The 22612-nt window shown below is 61.0% G+C and carries 19 protein-coding genes and 1 tRNA gene; 6 read left to right on the top strand and 14 right to left on the bottom strand.

Annotated features, from left to right (window positions below):
* The first annotated feature begins 122 nt into the window (after positions 1-122).
* Positions 123-1352, top strand: a complete 1230-nt coding sequence (locus AAC850_RS01730; RefSeq protein ID WP_340586825.1) for a bifunctional alpha/beta hydrolase/OsmC family protein — start codon at positions 123-125, stop codon at positions 1350-1352.
* Between the two features lie 59 nt (positions 1353-1411).
* Here the strand turns inward: AAC850_RS01730 and AAC850_RS01725 are convergent, their stop codons facing one another.
* Together AAC850_RS01725 and purC are read right to left on the bottom strand one after the other, a co-directional pair.
* Positions 1412-4273 (bottom strand): M16 family metallopeptidase, encoded by a 2862-nt coding sequence (locus AAC850_RS01725; RefSeq protein ID WP_340586823.1) that lies wholly within the window; start codon positions 4271-4273, stop codon positions 1412-1414.
* Positions 4274-4423: 150 nt separating this feature from the next.
* Positions 4424-5233: a phosphoribosylaminoimidazolesuccinocarboxamide synthase gene (gene purC, locus AAC850_RS01720; protein ID WP_340586821.1), complete on the bottom strand. Its 810-nt coding sequence runs from the start codon at positions 5231-5233 to the stop codon at positions 4424-4426.
* Between the two features lie 221 nt (positions 5234-5454).
* Here purC and AAC850_RS01715 point away from each other — a divergent pair, with 221 nt between their 5' ends.
* The gene (locus tag AAC850_RS01715) at positions 5455-5859 is read left to right on the top strand and encodes a hypothetical protein (RefSeq protein WP_340586819.1); all 405 of its coding nucleotides are present in this window, start codon (positions 5455-5457) and stop codon (positions 5857-5859) included.
* Positions 5860-5959: 100 nt separating this feature from the next.
* On the opposite strand, the gene AAC850_RS01710 is transcribed toward AAC850_RS01715, so the two are convergent.
* Complete coding sequence (locus tag AAC850_RS01710; RefSeq protein ID WP_340586818.1) at positions 5960-6481, bottom strand: hypothetical protein; 522 nt, start codon at positions 6479-6481, stop codon at positions 5960-5962.
* A 207-nt stretch (positions 6482-6688) separates the two neighbouring features.
* Between AAC850_RS01710 and AAC850_RS01705 the strand changes: the two genes are divergently transcribed.
* Entirely contained in the window at positions 6689-7606 is a 918-nt protein-coding gene (locus AAC850_RS01705) for a bestrophin family ion channel (RefSeq protein WP_340586816.1), read from the top strand.
* A 30-nt stretch (positions 7607-7636) separates the two neighbouring features.
* Here the strand turns inward: AAC850_RS01705 and AAC850_RS01700 are convergent.
* The 5 genes from AAC850_RS01700 to infA form a co-directional block, all read right to left on the bottom strand.
* A tRNA-Phe gene (locus tag AAC850_RS01700) sits at positions 7637-7711 on the bottom strand.
* A 91-nt stretch (positions 7712-7802) separates the two neighbouring features.
* Positions 7803-7967, bottom strand: coding sequence for a DNA gyrase inhibitor YacG (locus AAC850_RS01695; RefSeq protein WP_340586814.1), 165 nt, complete (start codon positions 7965-7967; stop codon positions 7803-7805).
* The gene (locus AAC850_RS01690; protein WP_340586812.1) at positions 7964-8932 is read right to left on the bottom strand and encodes an Rne/Rng family ribonuclease; all 969 of its coding nucleotides are present in this window, start codon (positions 8930-8932) and stop codon (positions 7964-7966) included. Before AAC850_RS01690 ends, AAC850_RS01695 begins: the two co-directional genes overlap by 4 nt.
* On the bottom strand, positions 8925-9518 hold the full coding sequence (locus tag AAC850_RS01685) for a Maf family protein (RefSeq protein ID WP_340586810.1): 594 nt from the start codon (positions 9516-9518) through the stop codon (positions 8925-8927). Before AAC850_RS01685 ends, AAC850_RS01690 begins: the two co-directional genes overlap by 8 nt.
* A gap of 11 nt (positions 9519-9529) precedes the next feature.
* Positions 9530-9781: a translation initiation factor IF-1 gene (gene infA / locus AAC850_RS01680; protein WP_047094177.1), complete on the bottom strand. Its 252-nt coding sequence runs from the start codon at positions 9779-9781 to the stop codon at positions 9530-9532.
* 234 nt (positions 9782-10015) lie between these two features.
* Between infA and AAC850_RS01675 the strand changes: the two genes are divergently transcribed.
* Positions 10016-12943 carry a TonB-dependent receptor gene (locus AAC850_RS01675; protein WP_340586806.1) on the top strand — a complete coding sequence of 976 codons (2928 nt, stop codon included), beginning with the start codon at positions 10016-10018 and terminating at the stop codon, positions 12941-12943.
* 15 nt (positions 12944-12958) lie between these two features.
* On the opposite strand, the gene AAC850_RS01670 is transcribed toward AAC850_RS01675, so the two are convergent.
* From AAC850_RS01670 to AAC850_RS01660, 3 genes are all read right to left on the bottom strand, one after another.
* On the bottom strand, positions 12959-14065 hold the full coding sequence (locus tag AAC850_RS01670) for a GGDEF domain-containing protein (protein WP_340586804.1): 1107 nt from the start codon (positions 14063-14065) through the stop codon (positions 12959-12961).
* Between the two features lie 113 nt (positions 14066-14178).
* On the bottom strand, positions 14179-15360 hold the full coding sequence (locus tag AAC850_RS01665; protein WP_340586803.1) for a BaiN/RdsA family NAD(P)/FAD-dependent oxidoreductase: 1182 nt from the start codon (positions 15358-15360) through the stop codon (positions 14179-14181).
* A gap of 4 nt (positions 15361-15364) precedes the next feature.
* Positions 15365-16654, bottom strand: a complete 1290-nt coding sequence (locus AAC850_RS01660) for an APC family permease (RefSeq protein WP_340586801.1) — start codon at positions 16652-16654, stop codon at positions 15365-15367.
* Positions 16655-16731: 77 nt separating this feature from the next.
* On the opposite strand from AAC850_RS01660, the gene uvrC reads away from it, so the two are divergent.
* Positions 16732-18687, top strand: a complete 1956-nt coding sequence (gene uvrC / locus AAC850_RS01655; protein ID WP_340586799.1) for an excinuclease ABC subunit UvrC — start codon at positions 16732-16734, stop codon at positions 18685-18687.
* Positions 18688-18753: 66 nt separating this feature from the next.
* On the top strand, positions 18754-19566 hold the full coding sequence (locus tag AAC850_RS01650; RefSeq protein ID WP_340586798.1) for a universal stress protein: 813 nt from the start codon (positions 18754-18756) through the stop codon (positions 19564-19566).
* Positions 19567-19580: 14 nt separating this feature from the next.
* Here the strand turns inward: AAC850_RS01650 and AAC850_RS01645 are convergent, their stop codons facing one another.
* The 3 genes from AAC850_RS01645 to AAC850_RS01635 are packed head-to-tail and all read right to left on the bottom strand — an operon-like array spanning position 19581 to position 22578.
* Complete coding sequence (locus tag AAC850_RS01645; RefSeq protein ID WP_340586796.1) at positions 19581-20474, bottom strand: acyl-CoA thioesterase; 894 nt, start codon at positions 20472-20474, stop codon at positions 19581-19583.
* Between the two features lie 32 nt (positions 20475-20506).
* A complete protein-coding gene (locus tag AAC850_RS01640) occupies positions 20507-21391 on the bottom strand; it encodes a cupin-like domain-containing protein (RefSeq protein ID WP_340586794.1) in 885 nt (294 codons plus the stop codon).
* The gene (locus tag AAC850_RS01635; protein ID WP_340586792.1) at positions 21388-22578 is read right to left on the bottom strand and encodes a GNAT family N-acetyltransferase; all 1191 of its coding nucleotides are present in this window, start codon (positions 22576-22578) and stop codon (positions 21388-21390) included. The genes AAC850_RS01640 and AAC850_RS01635 overlap by 4 nt, the downstream gene beginning before the upstream one ends.
* Positions 22579-22612 lie beyond the last annotated feature (34 nt).

Genomic DNA, 22612 nt, shown 5'->3' with positions numbered 1-22612 from the left:
TGGCCTTTCGCGCGGATGTGCAATTTGGCGTGCCTATGGCGTGTGGTCGCTTTTACCGCAAGAGGGCGGAAACCGTTACCCCGTCTCAAACGATCTATAGGTGACAAGAAAGGACGGAAGGCATGATTGCGACCGAGAAATTTTCCTTCACTGGTAATGATGGGCAGGTATTGGACGGGCGGCTGGAGATGCCGCTGTATCACAAGCCCCGCGGCGCCGCGCTGTTTGCGCATTGCTTCACTTGCACCAAGCAGAGCCATGCGGCGACCCGTATTGCCGCGGCGCTTGCGGCCAAGGGTTTGGCAGTGCTGCGCTTTGACTTCACCGGACTGGGCGGAAGCGATGGCGATTTCGCTAATGCCGGTTTCACCACCAATGTCGAAGATCTGACCGCTGCCGCGCAGGCGCTGGAGGAACACGGACTGCCGCCAGTGCTGCTGATCGGCCATTCGCTAGGCGGAGCGGCAGTTCTCGCCGCTTCCGAACACGTTCCGCAGGCACATGGCGTGGTCACGTTGAACGCGCCATTTGATACTCACCACGTGTTCGAACATTTCGGCGAGGCACTGGAAACGATTGAGGCCGAGGGTGAAGGTGATGTGACGCTCGGCGGGCGCACCTTCCGCATTTCGCGTGACTTCATCGAACAGGGGCGCGAGCAACCCCAGGGAGAGCGCATTGCCAATCTCGGCCGCGCGCTGCTGGTTATGCACACACCGCAGGACGAAATCGTAAGCGTCGACAATGCGCGACGGATTTTCGAGGCAGCCAAACATCCCAAGAGCTTTATCGCACTCGATGGTGCCGATCACCTGCTCACCGAACCGGGAGCGGCCGAGTATGCAGCCGAGACCATTGCCGCCTGGGCGACGCCTTTCCTCACGCATCTGCCCGAAGTGCCAAGAACGGATTTTGCCGGCACGGTCGAAGTCTCGACGGCGGGCGGCAAGTTCGCACAATGGGTGCGGACCGAGCGGCACCAGTTCATCGCCGATGAGCCTGAGAGTTACGGCGGTTCAGACCATGGACCCACACCATACGACCTGCTGCTCGCCGCGCTGGGCACCTGCACCAGCATGACAATCAAGATGTATGCCGACCGTAAGGGCATCCCGCTCGAGAGCGTTCGCGTCGAGCTGGAACACAGCCGCGACCATCATGAGGATTGCATTGATTGCGACAAGACCGGTGCGCCAATCCAGGTGCTGGATCGTGCGATCGAGCTATCGGGCGACCTGACGCCAGAGCAACGCACGAGGCTGCTCGAAATCGCGGACAAATGCCCGGTTCACAAGACGCTCGAGGGTGAATTGCATATCCACACGACTGCGATCCCGTCGTCTGAGAGCTGACTGAAAACGAAAATGGCCGGGCGCGCGGCCCGGCCAATCTGTTTTTCGCATCAGGCTGATTACTCGCCTGCGTCACCGTCCCCTTCGTACAGGATGCGCGTATCTGCGCGGCGTTCTGGCACGAGATATGTGCGCGCCAGGTCACGCAATTGCTCCGGAGTCCAGCTTTCGAGTACGGCGACCTGCTGGCGCACACGATCGAGGCGGTCTGCCTCTCCTTGCGCGGTCGAGGTCACTCCAAGCCAGAAGCCGTTGTTTTCGCGAGACTGGCGAATGTTCTCCAGCAGCGGTTGGCGGGCGCGTAACAGGAAGTCATCGCTCACCGCTTCTTCGCGCAATTCGGCAGCAAGCCTTGTGATGATTGCGCGCACATCGTCAGCCTGCGCAGGATCCACAACAGCCGACAGGCTAAGCGTGCCGAAATCGACGAAGTCCGAGCTGGTCGAGTTCGAGACCGAAGGACTGTAAGTCGCGGCCAGTTCTTCGCGCAGGGTTTCAAGCCCCTTGAGTCGCACGAGGCCCGATAGCAGCGTCAGCCCCATATCCTCGCGGAAATCACTGTCGTCTCGCGTGCGCCAGATGCTGCCGACCAGGGCCTGGTCGGCCTGACCGGTGTGCGTGTAGTCATTGATCTCATCGCCCGAAAGATCGCGCAAAGCCAGTACGCGCTTGTCGGCGAAATCCGAAAAGTCGGCATTGCGTTCGGGCAAGGCGCCAAAGCTGTTCGCGACGGCTGCAATCGCAGCATCGGGATCGATATCGCCCACGATACCAATCTCGATTGCTCCACTCGCTGCTGCTCCCAGCACTGCATCGCGCAATGCTTCACGGTCGACGGCGCCCAGCTCTTCCCGCGTGGGGAATTCGGTATAGGGGCTGTCGGCGATCTGTTCGCCGCTGCGCAGGGAGAATACCTGCCCAGGCTGCGACAGAAGCTGTGCCCAAACGGCATCGATAACCGCAGCGAAACGCGCATCGGCCTCAGGGCGCAGGCCGAGGTCGGTGAGATAGGCCGCACTGACCTTCATCTGCATATCGAGATCGTCCGGTGTGGTGACACCACCGGCTACGAAAGTGTCTTCGCCCGCTCCGATACCAGTCGAAACCTGCTGTCCGGCGAGAAGTTCGGTCAATTCGTCAAAGCTGTGCTGGCCGACGCCGCCGACTTGCGAGGCAATCTGCAGGTATATGCTCGCCGCAGTCGCATTCATGTCATCCAGCGCAAAGCTACCTCCGTCCATGCGGACGTTGAAGCGCACGCGGCCCGGCTCGAAATCGGTCTGCTTGATATTGAGCCGGACATTGTTGGCGAAGGTGACGGTGCGAATGCCGAGATCGTCGATCATGCTGTCTGCCATGACGGTCCCGGCGGGTCCCCAATCGTCATAGGCGAATGCGCTGACGGCTACGTCTTCGGGTTCCGCCACGGCAAGCTGCGTGCTTTCATTGTAAACGGCGGCAACCGCTTCCTCTCCGCCATCCAATTGCTTGGCGGTGACGCGCACCAGCGGTTCGCCCTCGCTCCACAATTCGCGGAAGTTCGCATTGACGGCATCGACAGTCAGTTGCGGACGGATCTGTTCGAACAGATCATACCGCCATGCGGGGTCAGTGACGAAGTCGTTCTCTGCCGCGACATTGACCAGCGCGCTAGCCAACTGCCGGTTGTTGCGTGCACCCGCCTGCGCAACCGCACGGCGCAGCGAGCTTTCGACCTGTGTGAGCGCGTAATCGAGTTCCGACTGGGTAAAGCCGTATTCGAGCGCGCGGCGCAGCTCCTGCTCGGCAATGGCAAGGCCCGAGGCCCACTCGCCATCGCGGGTGCTGATGCTGACGACCGAGTAATCGGTCAGGCCTTCGTCCTCGGTGAACCCGACACCGCCACCAAGAATGGGGCTGTTTTCCTGATTGGCAATCCGCGAGATGCGACGATCGAAGATGATCGTTGCGAGGCTGCGGAGCTGCGAGCGGGTACGCTCTGCCACCGTATCGGCCGGATCGGTGTAGGGGCGCTGCTGGGCAATCGCCACGCCTTCATTGATTGCAGGATCGACGAACGTATCAAAGGCAATCTCGCGATCGAAATCGACCGATCCGAGGTCGGGAATGGCGCCCGCATCGCCGCGTCCCTGCCAGTTTCCAAAGCGCGCTTCGATCATTGCTTCCATCTCGGCAACGTCGAAATCGCCGACCGCCACCAGAGTGGCGTTTTCCGGACGATAGAAACGGTAGTACAAATCGCGCAGCCGCTCTGCCGGAGCCTCACGCAAAATTTCATCCAGACCAATCGGGAAACGCGTCTCATAGCGCGTGCCCGGAATGCGGAAGTTGAACAAATCGCGGAAGTTGCGCAGGCCGGCACTGTCACGCGTTCGTCGTTCGCTGACAAGAATCTCGCGCTCGCGGTCTACTGCTTCCGGATCGAAAAGGATCTCGCTTGCGGTCTCGCGCAGCAGGAATAGCGCCACCTGAAGACCGTACTCGTCAGCATTGGGGACATCGAGCATATACACCGTCTCGTCGAAGCTGGTGTAGGCATTGGTGTCCGGACCAAAGGCAAGACCGAGCCGTTCGAGAAGCGGGATCATCTCGCCCTCGGGCACATTGGTCGTGCCGTTGAAGGCCATGTGTTCGATGAAGTGCGCGAGCCCTTGCTCGTTATCGGCCTCTCCGAAGGAGCCGAAGTTGAAATGCAGGCGCATCGATGCGGCACCGTCGGGCGTGTCGTTCTGGCGGATGGCATATTTCATGCCGTTGCTGAGCTGACCGTACGTCACCGTCGGATCGGGCACCACATCGGTGGCTTCCAGACCCCAGCCATCGCTCGGCCCAGTCTGCGCGAGCGCAGGTGCGCCAAGCGCGAGAGTGAAGGCCAGAGCGGCGCTGGAAATGGTGGCGCGAAACGCGCGGCTGTTGGTCATTGTAATCGTCCTCCCAAATCGAAACTTTCAATGTGGGATAACATTCCGATCGGGCGCACTCCCACACGTCCTGCCACGGAGTGTAACGGCAATGCGGCCTCGCGCAACAGGACAAAGGGCCGTATCGCGCCCTATCGCGTTATTTTGGTGCTATTTTTTCGGCTTGGCAGGACTTGGCCGCAGGCGCGATCGGTGTGCGCTCATGTCGAGCACCTCGCCGGGCGTGCCGTCATCGTCCTGCTGCAGCAGGCCAAGGCGGCGTGCGACTTCCTGATAAGCCTCTTCCTCGCCGCCGAGGTCGCGGCGGAAACGGTCCTTGTCGAGCTTCTCGCCGGTGGTGAAGTCCCACAGGCGGCAGTTGTCGGGGCTGATCTCGTCCGCGAGGATCACGCGGCTGAAATCGCCATCGAAAATACGCCCGAATTCCAGCTTGAAATCGACCAGCTTGATATCGATCGCGGCGAACATTCCGCACATGAAATCGTTCACACGGATGGCCATGGCGGCCATATCCTGCATCTCTTCATGGCTGGCCCAGTTGAAGCAGGCGATGTGTTCTTCTGCCACCAGCGGATCGCCGAGGGCATCATCCTTGAGGTAATATTCGATCAGCGTGTGCGGCAACATCTCGCCTTCCTCGATTCCGAGGCGCTTGGCGATGGATCCGGCAGCGATATTTCGCACAACCACTTCGAGCGGAATGATCTCGACCTGCCTCACCAACTGCTCGCGCATGTTGAGGCGGCGGATGAAGTGCGTCGGGATGCCGATATGCGCAAGCCGCGTGAACACGTGCTCGCTGATGCGGTTGTTGATTACGCCCTTGCCATTGATCGTGCCGCGCTTTTCGGCGTTGAAGGCCGTGGCATCATCCTTGAAATACTGGATGATCGTGCCTGGTTCGGGGCCCTCATACAGGATCTTGGCCTTGCCTTCGTAGATCTGGCGACGGCGGGACATGGCAGAAACCTTATTGCAATGCGCATTGGCGCTAGAAAAGCGAGCGCCCCAGCATGGCGAACCAGGTTCACCGAGGCCGGGGCGTTGTGATGGCGGTGCTATACACCCAAGCGTGCAGGCTGGCAATTGTGCTGGAGATCGGCGCGGCGAAGAAGCGTTTCGCGTTCCGCCCGCAGGGTGCTATGCGCATTGCGGGTCGCTTATGATAGGGGACCTGTTTCATGAAGAAATTTGCAATTGCGGCGTGTTTTGCGCTCGCTGCCTGTGGTGAATCTGCTGAAGTTACCGAAGAGCCGGCCACCACCGAAGCGGCAGTCGAAGAAGCGACCGCCGAAGTTCTGGCGCTCGACGGCCAGCCTACACCTGGCACTTACCAGGTTACGCTCGCAAATGGCGAAGTCTGGACCGAGGTTCTGAACGAAGACGGCACCTATACGGCAACCGGACCCGATGGGGCTGTCGAGAATGGCCAGTGGACGCAGGAAACGCCCGAGCGTTTCTGCACCATGGAAGAGGGCGAGACCGAATGGAGCTGCAATAACGAGCACATGTCCGATGACGGCCAGTGGATGTCGCTCGGCGAGGATGAAGGCGATGAGCCTTCGGTCGTCGTCCGCATGGACTGATTGGCCTTGGCCAAACCTGAATAGGCGGGTTTGAGCCAAACGAAAAACGGGGCGTATCGGCTTTTCGATACGCCCCGTTCTCTTGTGCGAGTGAAATCGTTCAGTCGGCTGGCGGCACGTCGTCTACAGTGGCGTAAAGGCCCTGTTCGACGATACCTTCGCGTACGTCCTCTGCGACTTCGGCATTATACTCCGAAACAGTCGAGATGACTTCGCCATCCTTGTCGAGCAGAAGTGCCGCCTCGCCCGATCCAGCGGCCGCCATGCGGATATATACCGGATCGGGGTGGAGGTGGTTTGCCGCGCCATTGCTGGCATCAACCACGCCGCCGATCAGGCCACCGGCGAGCAGATTGCCCGCCATGCTGCCACCCGTGCGGCTCTGCAGGTAGATCGTCACCGGCTCATAACCAGCGGCAGTGAATGTCACCATGGAATCGTCTCCACGGCGCATTTCGAAAGCACACGGCGTGGTGCAGGTCTGCCCGGCCAGCGTTTCGATGACAGCGCCCGATGGATCGGATTCGAACTCGATCGGCTGGCTGGTGCCATTGAGCACAGTTGCGCAACCCGAAAGACCGACCGATGCCGTGAGCAGTGCAGCCGCAAGTGTTTTCTTCATTGTTATTCGTCCCTTCCCGTAAAACTGGCAGGGCACTAACGGGAGTTCTCCGACCCCATCAACCGCAAATGGCGCACAGTTCGCAGAATGTCGCTGTGATACAAATTTCGCTGTTTTCCAGCCACATGCTCCCACGTCCCGGCATTTGAAACCTGTCAAACCAGTGCGAGCTGCGCGTTGTCCAATCCTTAACCATATCGAAAAGCCATGCCGCTAGGTCTGGTCGAATTCGAATGGCAGATTTGGGGGCATTACCACGCCATGATTATGGAACGGATTTCCCGGATCGGGTTGATAATCAACGGCAAGACCGTGCTGATCGCCGCGCTGGCGGTGATTTCGACATGGGTCAGCCTGCAAGTCGGCGCGGTGGCGGATTTTCCGCTCACCATCATCTCGACTGCAGTGATCTTCCCGATCGTGTTCTCGATCGGCCATGCCTACAAACGGCGCGAGAACGCGCTCGATGACTACGGTACGATCAAGGCGCACGGCAGAGCGATGTATTTCGCCGCCCGCGACTGGTTGCCCGATGGCGATGAAGCCGCAAGGCGCGCCCGCCTGGATGCCATCGAAGCCTGCCTCATCCACCTGCTGTCGAGCTGCCGCGCGATGTTCAAGGGTGAACGCGATTGCGTCGCCACGGCGGAACGCGAAGTCTATGCCAGCTTCTCGGAGCTATCGGTCTTTGTGAAGATGCTGCGCGAAGACGGATTGCCCAGTGGCGAGTGCAGCCGCTGTAACCAGTATCTGTCCAAGATGATCGTCGCCTTCGAAAGCGTGAAGCATATTTACCAGTACCGCACGCCGCGTACTCTGCGAGCCTTCAGCGACTTCTTCATCGTGCTGCTGCCGCTGCTTTACGGGCCGTATTTTGCCTATCTCGCGGTCGAGTACGAAGCGCCTTCAATGACCTATGTCATGCCCGCCCTGTTCGCCATTATCCTGGCAGGTCTCGACAATATCCAGACGCATCTGGAAGACCCGTTCGACCAGATCGGACCGGACGATGTTGCGATCAACGCAGAGAAATTCGTCGAATTGCTCGGTTGCGGCGAAGTCGGTGAAACCTCCGAAGACGCGCGCGAACTCCTCGCCAAGCTGGAAGGCTGTCCCACCACCTGACGGTGCGGATGCGTTATCATGGAGAAGGTGTGGTGCCCGGGGGCGGAGTCGAACCACCGACACGACGATTTTCAATCGTCTGCTCTACCACTGAGCTACCCAGGCATCGCATCGGCTTGGGGCATCTTCGAAGCGCCCGGCCAGCGGATGAGAGCGGGCCTATGGCGAAGCATTGCGCGCTTGGCAAGACCCGACTTTAATCTTCGCGTGCGATATCCTCTGGCGGAACCGGATTGCCGGGCACGGCATAGCCATCGCCGAACCATTTCGCGAGGTCGAGATCGCGGCAGCGGCTCGAGCAGAAGGGAGCGAATTCAGCCACGCGCGGCTTCTTGCAGATGGGGCAGGGTTTGGTCTTCATCGCGCAACCGCCTGGGCGAAACCGGCGTCCAGCGCAAGTGCGCGCCTGGTCTCGAAACGCACGTCATCCAGGCCGCGCCCGGTACTCTCTGCCAGCTCTATCAGCCAATCGTCGGGAATTGCGTGCCTGACTGCAGGATGACAGGTCAGGAGCAAGGCGCCGGGTTCCTTGACCAACTGTGCCTGTCGCAACAGGAATCGGGCGCAGGCATCCGGCCGTGAATAGGTAAAGCGATGCAGGAGCGAGGGCATTTCCATGCGCGCTACGATCTGCACGAACCCGAATCCGTTCATCGCGGTGCGCTCGTGCGGCCAGTCATCCAGCGCCTGTGCCAACGCGCTGTCGATGGCCTTGCGATCTACCTTTGCCTCCAGAGTCGGAAAATCGATGCCGATCGAGCCGCCCAGGTCAAACCAGTGGATGGCCTGCAAGATCGCCGGAATGGCCGCCAGCGCCAGCTCCTTTGGCGATCCGTGACCGTCTATATCGATCAAACTCATGGCAGGGGTCACGCTCAGCAGCAGCTTGCCGTTAGGAAATGGCAATTCGCCATCGCTGGCAGCAGACCAGACCTCCTCCCACATACCTTGTGGCAGGCGATGGACGTGCTTGCCGAGATCGAGAACCGAAGTCGATGGCAAGGGCGGGGCCTGATCGTGGAAATGGCGACCTTGTGCGCGCTTGAGACGGCCTTTTTCCGCCATAGGTTCACGATGGATTATCAGCCTGACATCGCTGCCTTCGGTGGCTTCGCGCGGAAGGTCGGGCACGTTGACTTCAAATCCGTCCGCAGTGCGGCATAGTCCCCGCGAAGAGCTTGGGCGACGGGATATGACCTTTGCCATCACAATGGCGCCGGCACAGATTGAAGTGCGCCAACCCAGCCGCGCAGCGAGCACGCGATCGTTTTCGATCAGGAGTGCGCGGCTTTCGCCGAAGCTTTCCTCGACTTGCCACTCAGCCAAGGACAAAGCCCGCTGACTTGAGCAGGATCCGCGTTTCATACAGCGGCAAGCCGACCACGCCCGAATGGCTGCCCTGTATCCACGGGATCAGCGCTTCGGCCATGCCCTGGATGGCATAGCCCCCGGCTTTGCCGTGCCATTCGCCGCTGGCGATATAGGCGTCAATCTCGGATACCGAGAGCCGTTTGAACTTCAGTTGGGTTTCGCTCAGCTTCTGTGTGACCGTGCCATCGGGAGCGGCCAAGGCTATGGCGCTGAGCACGCGGTGGCGGCGGCCCGACAGTAGCTCGAGACATCGGCGCGCCGTCGCCTCGTCCTCGGCCTTGGGCAGGATGCGCCGCCCGCAGGCAACGACCGTATCTCCGGCCAGCACGTAGGCATCGTCCGAAGCCGCAGCCAGCGCCTTTCCGCGCGCCATGCGCTGGGCATAGACGCGGGGCAGTTCTGCCTTGTGCGGCGTTTCGTCGATATCGGCAGGCGCAATGGCATCGGGCGTTACGCCGAGCCGCGCGAGCAGCTCACGACGCCGCGGGCTGGCCGAAGCCAGAACCAGTTTGGGTGTAGGAATGGGGTCGGGCGAAGCCATGCCCGAAGCCGTTAGCCCGTGTAGCCGGGAGGACCCGCGCGACCGGGCATGAAGCGATAGGTGATGCGCGCCTTGGTCAGGTCGTAAGGCGTTAGTTCACACAGGACCTCATCGCCCACCAGCACACGAATACGGTTCTTGCGCATCCGTCCCGCGGTGTGACCAAGGACTTCGTGACCGTTTTCGAGCTCCACCCGGAACATCGCGTTGGGCAGCAGCTCCACTACCTTGCCGCGCATTTCGAGGAGTTCTTCTTTAGCCATTCAGTTTCTCAAGTCCTTTGTGATGAGCGAGTTTTCGCGTCGAGCGCGCATAGCGGCCCCTCCTGTAAAAGGGAAGAGTTGCTTGTAATCCGGATCCCGACGGGAACGATTGTGACCCAAATGCCGCAGCATTTTGCGACAAATTGTTACTTTGCACCACCTTGTGATCTGTCGCAGCGCGCCGCATAGGCTCCCATCAGGTGGGGGCCAATCGAGATTCTTCAAGGATTTACAGTGCGCACCCATACCTCATCAAGCATCGCGGCAATCGCGGCGGTCCTGGTATTCCAGCCTCTTGCGATTGCGAGTGCTCAGGATGCACCGCCATTGGCGCAAGATGTCAGCCAGGACCAGTCGGGCGAAGGCGATGCGCTCCAGATGGATGGCGAAATCAACGAAATCATCGTGTTCGGGGCGCGGATCCGCGGGCAAATCGATGCTCCGCAGCCACCTATCCTCGAACTCGATCAGGAAGATATCGCAGCCTATGGCGCGGGGTCGATTGCCGAATTGATCGAAGCGCTCGGACCGCAGGTTTCCAGTGGCCGCGGACGTGGCGGAAGCGGAGCTCCGGTCATCCTCGTCAACGGCGTACGCATTTCATCCTTCCGCGAACTGCGAAGCTATCCGCCCGAAGCGATCGAGCGCACCGAGGTGTTCAGCGAGGAAGTTGCGCAGCGTTTCGGCTATTCGCCGGACCAGCGGGTGGTGAACATCATCCTCAAGAACAACTATTCCAGCCAGCGGATTGAACTCGAATATGGCCAGCCATTCGACGGCGGCTTTTCGCAGCAGGAAGTGCAGGGCACGTATCTGCGGATCGACGGGTCCAGCAGGTTCAACGTCAATCTGGAGTGGGACAATACCAGCCTGCTGACAGAGGGCGAGCGCGGCGTCATTCAATCCGACACCGGCGAGGCGATGGTTGCCGGTGACCCCGATCCTGCCGATTACCGCAGCCTTGTCGCCGACAGCGCCGGGCTGGAAGCGACCGTCAACTGGACCACCGCGCTAGGCGACAGCGGCAACTCGATCAGCGCCAATGCCACCTATGAACGCGACGACAGCCTGCGATTACAGGGTCTTGATACGGTGACACTGTTCGATCCTGTCGGAGCGAGCGTCGTGCGCAGCTTCAATGCGGGTGATCCGCTGGCAGTAGATTCGCGCTCCAATTCCTATTCGGCAGGTGCGACGCTGAATGCCGGGCTTGGCGAGTGGCAGATAACGGGCACTGTCGATGCCACGCTTTCAGATTCCGTCAGCCGCTCGCAGCTAGCGCTCGATACGAGCGATCTGGTCACCGCCGCCGCTGCAGGTGACCTGGCGCTGGACGCCGACCTGGGCAGTTTCCCCGATGCAGGCTTTGATGAGGCACAGAGCGAAACCTACACCGTCAATGCCCTGCTGACCGCGCGCGGTAACCCGATACTGCTGCCAGGGGGCGAAGTCGCGGTAACCGGCATTCTTGGCTATCGCGGCAATGGCATCGAAAGTTTCGACACGGGTTCTCCCGATGTCGTCACCGATCTCGACCGCACACGCTGGCAGGCAGGCCTTAACCTCGCCATTCCCATCACCAGCCGCGACGAGGATTTCGGCGGCGCGATCGGCGACATTTCCATCAATCTCAACGGAGCGCTGTTCGAGCAATCGGATTTCGGCACGCTCTACGATGTATCGGCTGGATTGAACTGGGGCATATTTGAAGGGCTGGCGCTGAGCGCTACCTATGTCGAGCGCGAAAACTCGCCCTCGCTCACCCAGCTCGGTGCGCCGCAAATCACCACTTTCAACGTGCCGGTGTTCGATTTCACGAACAACGAAACTGTACTTGCCACGGTCATCACCGGCGGCAATCTCGGGCTTGAGCCGGAAAAGCAGAGCGACTGGAAGTTCGGGCTCAATTGGGAATTGCCGTTCATCGAACGCGGTACATTCCAGATCGAGTATTTCAGGAACCACTCGGAAAATGTGACCGATAGCTTCCCTGTGCTCACTTCGGCCATCGAAGCGGCCTATCCGGACCGGGTCACGCGCGACGCATCCGGCACGCTGACGGGCGTCGACCGCCGGTTTGTCAGCTTTGCCGAGCAAGATGTCGAGCGACTGCAATTCGGCCTGAACCTGTCCGGCCAGTTCGGCGGCGGTAACGAGCAGGGCGGCGGCGAAGGCCGGCGTGGCGGAGGCGGTGGGGGAGGCCAGCGTGATGGAGGTGAAGCAACCGACCGTCCGGCAGGCCAGGCAGCCCGCGGGGAAGGCCGTCGCTGGCCGCGCAACCCCGAGCGCATGGCGCAGTTGCGCGCAGAATTCTGCGAGGTCGAACCTGCAACCCTGATCGCCCGCTTCAATCAGGCGCTCGAAGCGCAGGCCAATGGCGAAGCGCCACCGGTCGGCGCCGACGGAGAGCCGCTCACCATCCCTCCGCGGATGCTCCAGCGACTTACAGGCGAGGACGGGCGGATCGATCCCGAACGTTTCAACATGATGCACGCCCGCATCTGCAGCGATGAGGCTGGACAGATGGCAGGCGGCCAAGGTGGAGCCGGCGACGGCGACCGGGCTGGCGGCCCTCCGGGCGGTCCGCAGGCGCGCGGTGGCAATCGTGGCGGCGGTCCTCGCGGCGGTGGCGGACGCGGCTTCGGTCGCTTTGGCGGTGGCGGGGGCGATGGTCCGCCTACCGGACGCTGGTTCGCCAATCTGCAATATACGATGGACCTTGAAAACACCGTGCTGATTGCGCCGGGTGTACCCGTGCTCGACCTGCTCGAAGGCGATGCCCTGTCAGGTGGCGGACAAACGCGCCACTCGATTCGCGCGCGCGCTGGGGCATTCTACGATGGCTTTGGTACATTCCTGTCCGGCACCTACACCGGCGCCTCGCGCATCAACGGATCGGGCCTGGCCGGAAGCACCGACCTGTTCTTCGACGATTTCGTGACGGTGAATATCCGCACTTTCGTCGATTTGGGCCAACGGGACGAGCTGGTGGCAGCGATTCCATTCCTGAAAGGCTCGCGCATCGGGTTCGATGTCGACAATATCTTCGACGCCCGCCAGCGCGTGACCGATAGCAATGGCGATACACCGCTGGCCTATCAGCCTTTCCTGATCGATCCACGTGGTCGCAGCTTCGAGATCGAATTCCGCAAGATGTTCTGATCCAGGCGAGAGCGATCAAACGCTTTCACTGGCCAGCACGATATGGTTGCGACCATTCTGCTTGGCGCGGAAAAGCGCCTCATCGGCAGCCGCGAGCGCCTCTCGCGTTGTCGGGTAGGCCGTGACATTGGCAACGCCGCCGGAAAAGGTCACGGCTGCGAAGGCTTGCTCGGTTTGGCGGTCGACCAGCTTGCTTGCGGCGAGCTTCCGGCGCGCGGTATCCAGCTTTTTCACCGCTTCGGCTGGCTCCGTGTTCCGGAACAGCAGGACAAACTCCTCTCCGCCATGGCGGGCGACGTGGCAGCTCTTGTCGCAAGCCTTGTTGAGCAGTTCGGCGACAATGCAGATGATCTGGTCACCGGCTGCGTGGCCATACGTGTCGTTGAATGCTGTTAAGTAGTCGATATCACAGAAGGCGATGCTGAGGTTCTCTTCGCGGGCATGAGCAGTGGCCAGCTCCTGTTCCAGTGTCTTCTCGAACGCTCGCCGGTTGGGAAGGCCGGTGAGATAATCTGTCTCAGCATCGGTCCGCGCGCGTTTAAGCTTGCGCCGAAGTTGAACGGCCTGCTCTTCACGCTTTGTCAGCTCGGCTTCCGCCTGGCGGGAACGATTGAGCATGGAACGGGAATACGCTCGCAGTTCCCATGCGACATCATCGGACTCTGACGCGATTTTCAACGAGTCTATGTGGCGCACCAATGCATCGCCATACAGTCGCACGATCTGGCGTGCCAATTTGGCGCTGCGGGTGAATTCCGCCATCGAATGTTCGAGCTTTTCGGCGAGCTTGCCGAGAGAAGGGTCCTCTTCGGTCGTATCACAGGCCAATTGTTGGTCGAGCCATTCCTGGTCAACAGGATGGCCGCACTCCACGCGCCGTGCGATGCGCCTGCCAAGTCCGGGATTGAGACCTGACATGATGCCATGCGCTGCCACCAGGTTGGCAGGCGTGATGGCGAGAGCATTGCCGGTGAGGAATTGAGAGATTTGCCGGAGCAGGGGTTCACCCGAAAATGGCGGCTCGGCATTGTGCGTCTGTACCGCGTCGAATGCCCGATCACGCGCCCTCCGGCCGAGACCGAGGCGATGCAGCATCCGTGTCTGTGTTTGTTTTGCCAGCACTGGTCGCTTCCTACGGCGAGAATATATCTCGGCGTTTCGTTCTTCCGGAGCTTTAGGCAAATTCGGCTAATGCCTTGTGGCTTCCCTCTACGGACATTTGCGTAGCTGGTGGCTCACAAAGCCTGACCGGCGGCGTGCGCGCTGGCCCACGCCCATTGAAAATTATATCCGCCAAGCCAACCGGTTACGTCGACTGCTTCGCCAATCACGTAGAGGCCTGGCACGCTCTTGGCTTCCATCGTCTTGGATGAAAGCTCCGCCGTGGAAATGCCTCCCGCAGTGACTTCTGCCTTGGCGAAACCTTCGGTGCCATTGGGGTGGAATTGCCACCTGAAGAGGCGTTCCTCCGCCTGGCGCAACGCCTTGTCGGGTGCATTGCCGAGATCGCCTTCCACGCCCAGGTTGTCCGCAAGCACCTCGGCGAGCCGTGCGGGCAAGGCATCACGGAGAAGATTGCGCAAGCGGAGCGACGGCGTTCCTCGCTTGGCTTCGAGCAGCCATCCGGCCGAGCGTTCGGGGAAGAAGTCGATCGCTACGGGTTCGCCGTGCTGCCAGTAGCTCGACACCTGCAGGATTGCCGGGCCTGACAATCCGCGATGGGTGAACAGCGCCGCCTCGCGAAAGCGCGTCTTGCCGGCCGTGGCCTGGACATCGGCAGAGACGCCTGAAAGTTCGCGGAACAGCACTTCCTCGCCGCCTAGGGTGAGCGGGACAAGGGCAGGTCGCGGTTCCACGACTTTTAAGCCGAACTGGCGTGCCAGGTGATAGGCAAAGTCGGTTGCACCCATCTTGGGGATGGAGGGACCGCCGGTGGCGATCACGCATTGTCGCGATGTGAAAGTGCCGTGCGGTGTCTCCACCACGAAGCCGCCGATATCGTGTGAAACGCTGGTGATATCCTCCCGGCAACGGATGACCACTTCGCCCGGTCCAGCTGCGCATTCATCCAGCAGCATGTCGACAATCTGCCGCGCCGAACCGTCGCAAAACAGCTGGCCCAGCGTCTTTTCATGCCAGGCGATGTCGTGCTTCTCGACCAGGTCGAGGAAATTACGCGCGGTGTAGCGGCTGAGCGCGCTCTTGGCGAAGTGCTGATTGGCGGAGAGGTAATTGGCAGGCCCGGCGTCGATATTGGTGAAATTGCACCGTCCGCCGCCCGAAATCAGGATTTTCTTCCCAACCTTCTCACTGCGTTCCAGCACCAGCACGCGCCGTCCGCGCTGCCCGGCAATTGCGGCGCAGAACAGGCCCGCAGCGCCCCCACCGAGGACGATCACATCGAAAGCGGTGTTCATGCCGTCAAACCGCAGTCGTGCTGCGCTCGCCCGCGTCGCGACGCCGGGCGATGAAGTAGAGCCCTGTGCCGACTACCAGCAAGACGCCGAACATGGTCCAGGCTTCGGCATCCGCGTGGCTGGCGATCCACAGGGAAGCCCCGAACGCGATTGCAGCGACAACGGCATGGAAAGGGTTGAGCGCGCCTTCCCGCTTCTCGATAACCGGCAAGGCGGCAGCGGTAATCAGGTAGGTCAGCAGGCGCGAGAGTGTGCTCGCGGCAGCCAGAGCGGCAAACCCGCCCCAGATCGCGAACAATGACGAGGCAATGCCGTAGAAAGCGATAGCATTGGCTGGCGTCAGGAAGTGCGGGTGCACCAGTTCGAACCACCGCGGCAGCATCTTCTGTTGGGCCATGCCATAGGCCATGCGCGGCACGATGATCAGTCCGCCAAAACTGTTGGCTGCAATCGAGAACCCCGCCCCCAGCACGATCATCAACGCGCCCCATTGGCCCAGCGCCAGATCGGCCGCGCCGGCAAGTGCATTTTCGTTCATGCCGGGCTCCGGAGCGATTGTCAGATAGGCCCAGATGATAACAGCATAGAGCAGGGTGACGCCTGCCAGAACGGCCACCAGTACGCGGGGTATGTCGCGCTTCGGATCGCGCATTTCCCCTGCTGGCACGGTAACGCCTTCGAACCCGATGAAGGCATAGAACAGCAGGAGAATAACGGTCTCTACCGCGCTGAATTCCGGCAAGACTATCGCAGGCGATGTGAAATTGCCGAAAATGGCAGCTGCCACCAGCACGCCGAGCGGCAGCAATTTCAGCACGGTAAGCCCGCCTAATGTACTTACCGAGCCGCGCATCGAAAAAAGGTTGATCGCAGTGAACGAGAGAATGACCACGACCACCGTCACCGTGGTAATCAATTCGTTCCCCAACACGGGAAAGATCGCCGCGAAATAGGCGACCATGACATGCGTGTTTGCGGCCATCGCCACCATGCCGGATGCAAAGCGGCCCCAGCCTGCCTGAAATCCGGCGAAGCTGCCGAATGCGGTCTTGCCGTAGAGGATAGGTCCGCCAGTCCCATCGAACCTTGCGGCGAGCCATGCGAACACCAGTACCAGCGGCAGGAAAATCAGGCCGCCGAGGATCATGAGCCATGGGGCGAAACTGCCCACAGCGGCGACGAGAATTGCGGGCAGGGCGAAGATGCCGCTGCCGATCATTCCGTTGATCTGGAATAGCGAAGTGCCGAAAATTCCGACGGTACGCGGTGGGGCGATTTCCTGTTGTTCTGCCATGCGCGCAAGGGTTGCCTGCAAAGCGCGGCATGAGCAAGCGATTGAGAAACGCGCATCCCCCGCCTATCTGCATTGGGATGTCGCGTACGCCAGCAGGTTCTCCGCCCGACCCACGGGGCAAGGAGCGTTTCAACGAGGAGCGCGCCGCCTACACGGTAAAGGGCAGCGGCCAGGCAGGCGCGCAGCCGGATCTGGAGGCCGGTGTCGCGGCCATCCGCGAAGTGGTGGCGACCTTGCAGCCCAAGCCGGGGGTCTACCGCATGCTCGATGCGCGCGGCGATGTGCTCTACGTCGGCAAGGCGCGCAGCCTGAAGGCGCGGGTGGCGAATTACACGCAGATCAAGGCGCTGACGAACCGGCTGCAACGCATGGTCAGCCAGACGCGCGCGATGGAAATCGTCACCACCAATTCGGAAGCCGAAGCGCTTCTGATGGAGGCGCAATTCATCAAGCGGTTTCGCCCGCCGTACAATGTCTTATTGCGCGATGATAAGAGCTTTCCTTTCATCTTGCTGCGCGAAGGGCACGACTTCCCGCGGATCATGAAACATCGCGGTGCTCGCAAGGCGAAGGGCGCTTATTACGGACCGTTTGCCAGCGCCGGATCGGTCAACACGACAATTAATGCTCTCCAGAAGCTGTTCCTCCTAAGGTCCTGTACAGACAGCTTTTTCTCCCGCCGCGACCGGCCTTGTCTGCTGTACCAGATCAAGCGGTGCAGCGCGCCGTGTGTCGGCCGGATCGACGAGGCTGGCTATGCCGATCTGATCAAGGAGGCGAAGGACTTCCTCGGCGGCAAGTCGGGCGCGGTACAAGCGAAGATCGAGGCGCAGATGCAGGAAGCTGCCGAGGCGCTCGATTTCGAGACCGCGGCGCTACTGCGCGACCGGCTGCGTGCGGCAACCTTCATCCAGGGTTCGCAGGCGGTGAATGCCGATGGCGTGGGCGACGCCGATGTTTTCGCGCTCGCTGCGAAGGGCGGGCAGATCGCCATCCAGGGCTTCTTCGTGCGCGGTGGGCAAAACTGGGGTCACAAGGCCTTCTTCCCCACCCACACGCAGGATCTGGAGAAAGAGGATGTGCTCGCGCGCGTGTTGGCGCAATTCTACGAAGAGGTGCCGCCGCCGCGCACCATTCTTGTCGACCGCGCATTGCCCGAGCAGGAATTGCTGGAGGAAGCTTTTGGCGAACTGGCAGGCCGCAAGGTCGCGATCAGCATTCCCCAGCGCGGCGAACGGCGCAAGTTGATGCAACAGGCTCAGCGCAATGCGGTGGAGGCGCTCGACCGGCGACTGGCCGAAACCGGCACGCAGGCGAAAATCATGCGCGAGATGGCCGATTTCCTCGAGTTGCCGGACATTCCTGCGCGCATCGAGATTTACGACAATTCGCATATCCAGGGCAGCAAGGCCGTGGGCGCGATGGTGGTGGCCGGGCCGGAAGGCTACCAGAAAAACCAGTACCGCAAGTTCAACATCAAGACCGCGCAAACCAATGATGATTTCGGCATGATGCGCGAAGTGATGCGGCGGCGTTTCAGTCGCGCGATGAAGGAAGACCCCGATCGCGAGCAGGCAGGGACCTGGCCCGATCTGGTGCTGATCGACGGAGGCAAGGGCCAGATGTCGAGCGTGCGCGATACGCTGGAGGAGTTGGGGATCGAGGATGTCCCGCTGATTGCCATCGCCAAGGGTCCGCATCACGGCCGCGAGGGTCGCGAGGTGTTCCACTTCCCCGACGGCCGCGAAAAGACGCTGCCGACCAATTCACCGGTCCTGTTCTACCTCCAGCGCCTGCGTGACGAGGTCCACCGGTTTGCCATCGGCGCGCACCGCGCCAAGCGCAGCCGCGCCATCACCGCATCGCCGCTCGATGAGATCCCCGGCATCGGTCCTGCGCGCAAACGTGCGCTGCTGCTGCACTTCGGCACCGCCAGCAAAGTCCGCGCCGCCGCACTGGACGACCTCAAGCGCGCGCCGGGTGTCAGCGAGGCGGTTGCGCAGACCATCTACGATTTTTACCATGCGAATTGATCTTTGACGGCGATCAAAGCGCGGGATGCCTCGGCACACTATGTATCATGGCAGGAGGTATCTGCCATGAAATCGATTTTACTCCACGCCCATGATGAACCGCGCTTTGATGCCCGGTTGCAAGCAGCGCTCGATTTGGCGCGTGCGTTCGATGGGCATTTGACGCTGTTTCACGCAACCCCGATGACCATGGTCGTCCCCACCGACCCCTGGGGCGTCACGATGGTTGACGTTTCGGACAAGGCCAAGGTGCGGGCGGAGGAATTCTACTCCCGCGTCACCGACAAGCTCGAGGGTGAGGATGTCAGGTGGGACTGGATATCCGACGTCGGTGTGGCTGGCTCGCAAATGCTCAACTATGCGGCGCTGAGCGATATCGCGATTATCGGTGCAGACGATCCGGGCGAATCCAAGGGTGCCTCGCAGCTGGCAGGCATCCTGGCCCTGCAATGCCGCACCCCGATCTTGGTGACGCCGGATGGAGCGAGCGGATTCGATCCTGAAGCACCGGCGCTGGTAGGCTGGAACGGATCGCTCGAAGCATCGCGAGCGGTGCGGGCAGCCACCCCCTTGCTGGCGCGGGCTAGCAGCGTCACGCTGGTCCAGGTATCGGAAAAGCGTTCGCGCAATGCCGAAATCCTGCCCGCGCTATCGGGTGCGCGTTATCTCGATCGGCACGGCATCAGTTCGGAAATTCTCGAAGTCGAACGCGATGGCGGCAAGGTCAGTGCGGCGCTCAAGAACGCCGCCAAGGCGCGTGGCGCAGGCTTGATCGTGATGGGCGCCTATGGCGTTCCACGCTTGCTGGAAACGGTCTTCGGCGGCGTCACCCGGGAAATGCTGCAAGCACCGGAAGTTCCGGTCCTGCTGACGCACTGATTGGCGCGAGCCTTTCAGACGTGGCGCAACATGCCTTCCTGCGTAACGCTGGCGACGAGCCGCCCGTCGCGAGTGAAGATCTGTCCGCGCGCAAATCCCCGAGCCGCCCCGCTCCACGGGGATTCGGTGGCGAACAGGAGCCAGTCATCGACCGAGAAATCGTCATGGAACCAGACAGCGTGATCAAGGCTGGCACCTTTTACCTGTCCACTGTGAATCGATTTCCCATGCGGCTGCAGCACGGTGGCAAGTATCTGGAAATCCGAAATATAGGCTAAAGCAGCGCGATGCACAGCAGGTTCGGGCGGTAGAGGCGCAACGGTCCGGAACCACACGTTGCTCGTGGCGGGCCGCACCTGCGGTTCCAGCCAGTCGCGCGGTTCGACGGAGCGGAAATCGACCGGGAACGGGCGCAGCAGCAACCTCCTGATGGGACTGTCGGGAATCTGGCCTGCGACATCGAGCCGGATTTCTGAATCGGGTATCAGGTCGTCAGGACCCGGCACATCAGGCATGGTCGGATGCTGGTGAGAGGGGCCGTCTACCGGAATCTGGAAAGACGCTGTCAGGTTCAGGATCGGCTTGCCTTGCTGGCTTGCCACCACGCGGCGGTTGGAAAAACTGCGCCCGTCGAGATCGCGCTTTACGCGGTACTCGATCGGCAAATCATCGCTTCCCGGCCGTAGGAAATAGGCGTGGAGCGAATGCGCGCGGCGACCGCTGTCCACCGTGCGGCTGGCAGCGCCGAGCGCCTGTGCAATGGCCTGTCCACCAAATACACGGCCGGTGCCATCGGGACGACGGCGGCCGATGAAAACGTCGGGACCCTTCGCTTCCAGGTCGAGCAGGAAGACCAGATCGGCTACGATCTTTTCGGGTGTTGGAGTATTTTCAGCAGGCCGGTTCATCGCATTTGCCATGCGCGCAGGGCCTCGCGTCGTCAAGCGAGCCCGGGTATCCGGCGAGCGATCCGCATTGCGTTTGCCTTCAACCTGTTGCGCGCGGGCCATCTTCCGGGAGGCGAGGGGGCAATTCCGGCCTTGCGCAGCATGGCGTTAAACGCCCGCGCATCGGCCTCTTCGAAGCTCCACTCGCTACGCCAGGTGATCGAAAGCGAGATCGACATCCTGTCTCCGTTCTTTACCCAATGCGGGGCCATGACCGGCACATAGACGGCTTCGCCGCCGAACAGGGTGAAAGCTGCCCCTTCCTGCGCGAAGCTGTCATCCCACTTGAGTTCGCGCGCACCGCCCACGTGATAGGCTTCGTGCGCTTCATCCGGTGCCAGATGATCCTTGCCTGCCGGGAAGACAGTAATCGTCTTCTTGCCGCGTAACTGCAGCAGGATGTTGTGCTCCGGATCGAAGTGGTAGGGCGTTACCGCGTTGGGGCTGGAGATGAAGATGAACGCCTGCGGCTTCAACATCTCACCGGTGCGCTTCTCGATAATTGGATGCAATTCATCGAGAAGATTGGAAAGCAAGGCTGCGTAGGGCTTCTTTTGCTCGACATTTTTCAACACTGCCCAGCTGTTCGAAGTGCGGATGTTGCGGATCGTCTCACCGATGGTCAGCCCGTTGCCTTCGGGCTTTCCGTCCACGCCGATAGGAATATCGCCGCGGTTATATTCCACGCTGCTTTCGGGCAATGCCTCGCCCAGCATCGCCAGTGCATCCAGGTCGAGCATGGGGTTGCTTGCGAGTTCATGTTCGAGCTTGTGAGGTTTCTCAGGGTAGCAGGCCTTGAACTTGTGGCGCGCCTTCGCGGGAAATGCGCGGCGCTTGCCCAAGGAGCGTCCGTGGAGTGTGCGGGTGAGCCGGGTCATGACAGGCCTCCCACCGGTCGGCCCGTTTCCTTGCGGGCGAGAGCCTTGAACACGGCACGCCGGATGCGGCCACCGATGCCGATTGAATGATAGGCAATCGCGCGGCGCTCTCTCCAGAAGCGGTCGATCATCGGATGGTCGCTGGCCGCGCAGCTATCGGCCCACGCGATGTCATCACGGGCCAGCAATTCAAGATTTTCGCGCTGCAACAGCACACCGGGAGAGAAACGGGCATAGTCCTCGTCAAAAGTGGTTTTGTATGAAAATGCACCCGGCAGGGTGATGAAGTTGGCGAGCATGGCGATCGGCTTGCCATCGATGGTTAGCGCCAACCGCTCCAACCGGCCACGCAGTGCGGCACCTTTCAGTGCCCGTGTGAAAAGCCGCGCTGTTCGCTTGTCACAGGCAAGCGCCGACCCGGACTTGCCTTTCCATCCGCGTTTTTCGAGCGCGAGGAAATCGACGGTCCATTGCTCCAGGCCCTCGGCGTCTGCGTGCCGTTCAACCTCCAGCGTACCTTCTTCCTCCAGCCTGCGTTGCTGGCGGCGCAATTCCTTGCGCTTTTTGGTGGTCAGCGTTTGCATGAAGTAGGTCTCTGGCGAGGCCAGGCTCACCAGCGCGGCACGTTCTTCGCGCATGACGGTTGCCGCCGGGCGATCCTGTCCATCGCCGGCAAGCACCGACGCGAGGGCGATTTGCAGCGGTCCGGTGGCGGGCATCTGCGCCAAGTGCAGGAAAAACGATGCACCTGCCTGCAGATCGGCCTGACCGAAAACTCGCGCCCAGAACAGTTTTTCATATCCGGGTGCGACGAGGGGCGCTCCGAAAAAGCAATTTCCGTGGGTCCAGTTGCGGAGATGCGGAAGCGGGTAGTTGTAGTAGCCCATTTCTTGCCTGATCGGCAGGAGCGCGACCAGTCGCCCGTCGCACTGCATCGTCCAGATCTTTACGCGCCCATCGGGGTCGAACTCTTCCAGTGCCGGAAGCAGGTTCCAGCTTTCGTAAAAGGGATTGGGTTCGGCATTATCGCGTGCCAGCGCATCCCAGGCTGCGATGTCGAGGTGATTATCAAGACTGCGCCAGTTGCGTACCGACAGGTTGTGCCGCGCATCGTTTGACGCGGGCGCAATTGTCCTACCCTGCACCAGTGCAGGCATGGGAGGATCAATTGTAAGGTCTGAACCCATTTTAGCTTTTTGACCTTTGTGAACCGGCAGTCTT

Source organism: Erythrobacter alti (genome assembly GCF_037996805.1).
GTDB classification, from domain to species: Bacteria; Pseudomonadota; Alphaproteobacteria; order Sphingomonadales; family Sphingomonadaceae; genus Alteraurantiacibacter; species Alteraurantiacibacter alti.
The sequence above is the reverse complement of the archived record's forward strand: the minus strand, read 5'-3'. Positions and strand labels throughout refer to the sequence as shown.

Excerpts from the sequence above, each read along its gene's own strand:
- AAC850_RS01685 (WP_340586810.1), bottom strand. The coding sequence starts at position 9,518 with ATGGCTTCGCCCGACCCCATTCCTACACCCAAACTGGTTCTGGCTTCG.
- AAC850_RS01660 (WP_340586801.1), bottom strand. The coding sequence starts at position 16,654 with ATGGCAGAACAACAGGAAATCGCCCCACCGCGTACCGTCGGAATTTTC.
- AAC850_RS01635 (WP_340586792.1), bottom strand. The coding sequence starts at position 22,578 with ATGGGTTCAGACCTTACAATTGATCCTCCCATGCCTGCACTGGTGCAG.
- AAC850_RS01645 (WP_340586796.1), bottom strand. The coding sequence starts at position 20,474 with ATGAACCGGCCTGCTGAAAATACTCCAACACCCGAAAAGATCGTAGCC.
- AAC850_RS01640 (WP_340586794.1), bottom strand. The coding sequence starts at position 21,391 with ATGACCCGGCTCACCCGCACACTCCACGGACGCTCCTTGGGCAAGCGC.
- uvrC (WP_340586799.1), top strand. The coding sequence starts at position 16,732 with ATGTCGCGTACGCCAGCAGGTTCTCCGCCCGACCCACGGGGCAAGGAG.
- infA (WP_047094177.1), bottom strand. The coding sequence starts at position 9,781 with ATGGCTAAAGAAGAACTCCTCGAAATGCGCGGCAAGGTAGTGGAGCTG.
- AAC850_RS01695 (WP_340586814.1), bottom strand. The coding sequence starts at position 7,967 with ATGAAGACCAAACCCTGCCCCATCTGCAAGAAGCCGCGCGTGGCTGAA.
- AAC850_RS01730 (WP_340586825.1), top strand. The coding sequence starts at position 123 with ATGATTGCGACCGAGAAATTTTCCTTCACTGGTAATGATGGGCAGGTA.
- AAC850_RS01650 (WP_340586798.1), top strand. The coding sequence starts at position 18,754 with ATGAAATCGATTTTACTCCACGCCCATGATGAACCGCGCTTTGATGCC.
- AAC850_RS01715 (WP_340586819.1), top strand. The coding sequence starts at position 5,455 with ATGAAGAAATTTGCAATTGCGGCGTGTTTTGCGCTCGCTGCCTGTGGT.
- AAC850_RS01725 (WP_340586823.1), bottom strand. The coding sequence starts at position 4,273 with ATGACCAACAGCCGCGCGTTTCGCGCCACCATTTCCAGCGCCGCTCTG.
- AAC850_RS01665 (WP_340586803.1), bottom strand. The coding sequence starts at position 15,360 with ATGAACACCGCTTTCGATGTGATCGTCCTCGGTGGGGGCGCTGCGGGC.
- AAC850_RS01710 (WP_340586818.1), bottom strand. The coding sequence starts at position 6,481 with ATGAAGAAAACACTTGCGGCTGCACTGCTCACGGCATCGGTCGGTCTT.
- AAC850_RS01705 (WP_340586816.1), top strand. The coding sequence starts at position 6,689 with ATGCCGCTAGGTCTGGTCGAATTCGAATGGCAGATTTGGGGGCATTAC.
- purC (WP_340586821.1), bottom strand. The coding sequence starts at position 5,233 with ATGTCCCGCCGTCGCCAGATCTACGAAGGCAAGGCCAAGATCCTGTAT.